The organism is Actinotalea sp. JY-7885, assembly GCF_014525465.1.
Lineage (GTDB): Bacteria > Actinomycetota > Actinomycetes > Actinomycetales > Cellulomonadaceae > Actinotalea.
In genome coordinates, this window is the sequence record NZ_JACEXH010000236.1 from 1 (window position 1) to 3,906 (window position 3,906).

The following is a 3,906-nucleotide window of genomic DNA, read 5'->3' on the forward strand; positions in this document are numbered from 1 at the left end:
CGTGCCGCTGCCCGCGCCCCCGGCGGCCGCCGCCGTGCTCGACCCCAACGCCGTCGACGCCGCGGGTCTCACGCTCGCCGACCGGCAGGCGGGCCTGCTCGCGGCCGCCGTCCCGGAGTCGGCGTCGGGCACGCTCGTCGTCGTGCCGGGGAGCGTGGCCGCGCCGGCACCGGAGCGCCCCGTCCGGACGATCCGCGTGGAGGTCGAGGTCGGTCTGGAGGTCGACGGCGCCCTCTTCGCCGAGACCGTGATGGCGACGCTGAACGACCCGCGCGGGTGGGGCGCCGACGGCTCGGTGACCTTCGCGCGGACGGACGGGCCCGCCGACATCCGCGTGGTCCTCGCCTCGCCGTCGCTGGTCGACGAGATGTGCGCGCCGCTCGAGACCGAGGGCCTCTTCTCGTGCGGCACCCGGGGCCACGCCGTGCTCAACGTCCGGCGCTGGGTGCAGGGGACCGACGAGTTCGCCGACCGCACGACGTACCGGCAGTACCTGGTCAACCACGAGGTAGGCCACCTGCTGGGCAAGCGCCACGTCGAGTGCCCGGCCCCCGGGGCGACGGCGCCGATCATGCAGCAGCAGACGGTCGGCGTCGCGCCCTGCGTCGCCAACGGCTGGCCGTTCCCCGGCTGACCGTTCTCCGGCTGACGCTCCGGCGGCGGGTCCGCGGGCCGGAGCGGATCAGTCCCCGACCCGCTCCAGCACCACCTCGGCGAGGCCCATCTCGACCGGGCCGGTGGGGTGCGCGCCCCCGGCGAGCGCGTCGAGCGCGTCCGTGAGCTCGTCGAGCTCCACGGGGTCGAACGCCGCCGCCGCGTACGGGTCCGTCCGCCACGTGCGCACGTTCATCGCGTGCAGCGCCGCCATCGCGGGCACGGCGGGGCGCAGCGGCACCACGTCCGCGTGCAGGACGCGCGTGCCCGGCGTCGCCCGCGCGAGGTCGGCCAGGCGGGCGCCGATGTCCAGGGCCTGCCCGTGGTGGCGCTGCAGCTGCGCGACGAGCTCGTAGTAGCGCGCGAGCACCGGGTCGGCGGACGACATGTGCGCGGTCTCCTGGGCCAGCAGCCGACCGGCGGGCGCGAGTGCGGAGGTCCACACCGCCAGCGCGCCGCCCGGGTCCGCGAGGTGCGTGAGCAGGAAGCGTGCGAGGGCCAGATCCACCGGTGGCACGGGGAGCGGCGCGACCGTGACGTCGTGCTCCACGATCTCCGCGCCCGCCGGCAGGCCCGCTCGGCCGCGGGCGACGTACTCCGCGGAGCGCTCCAGACCTACGGTGCGTCGCGCGGCGCCGACGTCGTGCAGCAGACGGGTCGTGTGGCCGGGTCCGCACCCCAGGTCGACGGCCAGCCCCGGCGCCTCCGGTCGCCAGCTCGCCAGGAGCGACCGGGTCGGCGGGTCGAAGACCTCGGCCAGCAGGGCGAGCCGTCGTGCCGCCGTCGGCGTGTCCCCGAAGGTGTAGGTGTCGCCGGCGGGCGGCGCGGCCGTCGTCGGTCCGGTGCTGGGGTGCTCCATCCCCGCAGCATGCCCGGCCGGTGCGGTGGGGCGACAGGGAGGACGGACGGTCCGCGGGCGTGGGCCGCCGAGGGGGCGGTCCGGGGTGTCGGTGGCGCGTGATGGGATCGTGCGCGTGACGGTCACCCTGGTTCCCCCGCCGGTCCGCACGGCCGCGCTCGCGCCGGACGCGGACCAGCGGCGTGTCGTCGAGCACCGCGGGCCGGCGCTGCTGGTCCGCGGGGCCGCGGGCACCGGCAAGACGACGACGGCGCTCGCGCTCGTCGCCGAGCGCGTGGCGTCGGGCGAGGTGCGCACCGAGGACGTGCTCGTGCTCGCGCCCACGCGACGCGCCGCGGCGCGCCTGCGCGACGACCTCTCGGCGCGCCTGGGCCGGACCACGGGGCAGCCCGTGGTGCGCACGCCGGCGTCCGCGGCCTTCTCGATCCTGCGCGCGCGTGCCTCGCTCCTCGGTGAGCCCGCGCCGACGTTGATCTCCGGCCCGGAGCAGGACCTCGTCCTGGCGGAGCTGCTCGCGGGTCACGCGGCGGGCGAGGGGGCGCGGGTGGCCTGGCCGGCGCGCGTGCCGGCGGCCGCGGTCGGCCTGCGCGCCTTCCGGGACGAGCTCCGGGACCTGCTGATGCGGGCGGCGGAGCGCGGCCTGCGCCCGGCCGAGCTGGCACGCCTCGGCGAGGAGCACGGGCGGCCCGAGTGGGTCTCGGCCGCCGCCGTCTACGCCGAGTACCTGGACGTCACGCGGCTGCGCTCGGGGACGCCGGACGCCGGCGCCCGGTACGACGCCGCCGTCGTGGTGGACGAGGCCGCCGAGGCCCTCCACGCCTGGGAGCAGGAGGTGCCCGGCGCTCCGCGCCCGTCCTGGCGGCTCGTCGTCGTGGACGACTACCAGGAGACCACGGCGGCCACGGCACGGCTGCTGCACGTCCTGGTCGCCGGCAGCGCCGACCTCGTGCTGCTCGCGGACCCGGACGCCGCCGTCCAGACCTTCCGCGGTGCGACCCCGGGTCTGGCCGAGCGGGCGGGCGCCGCGCCGGGTTCCGGGCTGGGGGCCTTCGGCGCGGACGAGGTGGTGCTCGGGACCGTGTGGCGGCACGGGGGCGCGCTGCGCGACGTGGTGCGTGCGGTGACGCGCGAGATCCGCGGGCCCGGCCGGAGCCAGCGGGCCGCGGCGCCCGCGCCCGGGGCGCACGACGGCGAGGTCACCGTGCGGTTCCTGCGCTCGCCCGCCCAGGAGGCCGCCTACGTCGCGCACGCGCTGCGCTCGGCGCACCTGCACGACGGCGTGGCGTGGAGCCGGATGGCCGTCGTGGTGCGGTCGGGCGGGCAGGTGACCGAGCTCCGCCGCGCCCTGCTGGCGGCCCAGGTGCCCGTCGCCGTCGTGGGCAGCGACGTCGCGCTGCGCGCCGAGCCCGCCGTGCGGCCCCTGCTCCTCGCGCTCGGGGCGGTGCTCAGCCCCCGTGAGCTCGACGCCGAGCTCGCGGCGGAGCTACTGGTCTCGCCGCTGGGCGGGATCGACGCCGTCGGGCTGCGGCGCGTGCGCCGGGCCCTGCGGGCCGAGGAGCTCGCGGGTGGCGGGGACAGGTCGAGCGACGAGCTGCTGGTGGAGGCGCTCGGCGCACCCGAGCGGTCCGCCACCCTGCCGGTGCAGGTGCGTCGCCCGGTGCAGCGCCTCGCGCGCGTGATCGGCGCCGGGCGCGAGGCGGCCGGTGCGGCGGGGGCCGGGGTCCTCGACGTGCTCTGGGCGCTGTGGTCGGCGGCGGACCTCGCGGAGCCGTGGCGCCGGCGGGCGCTCGCGGGCGGGACCGGCGGCGCCCGCGCCGACCGGGACCTGGACGCGGTGCTGGCGCTGTTCAAGGCCGCCGAGCAGTTCGTCGACCGCCTGCCGATGGCGCCCCCGACCGCGTTCCTCGACCACCTGCGCGCGCAGGACCTGCCGGCGGACTCGCTCGCGGCCCAGGGCGACGTCCAGGAGTCCGTGCCCGTCCTGACGGCGGCGGCAGCCGCGGGCGGTGAGTGGGACGTCTGCGTCGTCGCGGGCGTCCAGGAGGGGATCTGGCCGGACCTGCGGCTGCGCGACTCGCTGCTCGGTGCCCAGCACCTGGTCGAGCTCCTCGCGGGCCGGGCGGTCCCTGCCGCCTCGGCCGCCGCCCCCGGTGCCTCCGTGCCGGCGGTCTCGGCCGAGGCCCGCGCGGCGGTGCTCGACGACGAGCTTCGGGCCTTCGCCGTGGCCGTGTCGCGCGCGCGGCGGCGCCTGCTCGTGACCGCCGTCCAGGACACCGACCACCAGCCCTCGGGGCTGCTGGACCTCCTGGGCCCCGACCCGGCCGAGGGCGCCGGCGACCCGCGGCTCGTAGCCGTGCCGCCGCCGCTCGACCTGCGCGCGGTGGTCGCGCGCT

At 78.8% G+C, this 3,906-nt stretch carries 3 protein-coding genes; 2 read left to right on the forward strand and 1 reads right to left on the reverse strand.

The window, feature by feature from the left end; genetic code table 11:
* The coding region (locus IDM29_RS15460) for a DUF3152 domain-containing protein (protein WP_188037745.1) at positions 1-634 on the forward strand (634 nt) is incomplete at its 5' end.
* A 48-nt stretch (positions 635-682) separates the two neighbouring features.
* On the opposite strand, the gene IDM29_RS15465 is transcribed toward IDM29_RS15460, so the two are convergent.
* A complete protein-coding gene (locus IDM29_RS15465) occupies positions 683-1,513 on the reverse strand; it encodes a class I SAM-dependent methyltransferase (protein WP_182111906.1) in 831 nt (276 codons plus the stop codon).
* Between the two features lie 115 nt (positions 1,514-1,628).
* Between IDM29_RS15465 and IDM29_RS15470 the strand changes: the two genes are divergently transcribed.
* Positions 1,629-3,906 (forward strand): ATP-dependent helicase (locus IDM29_RS15470; protein WP_309232753.1); only part of this gene is annotated, 2,278 nt, incomplete at its 3' end.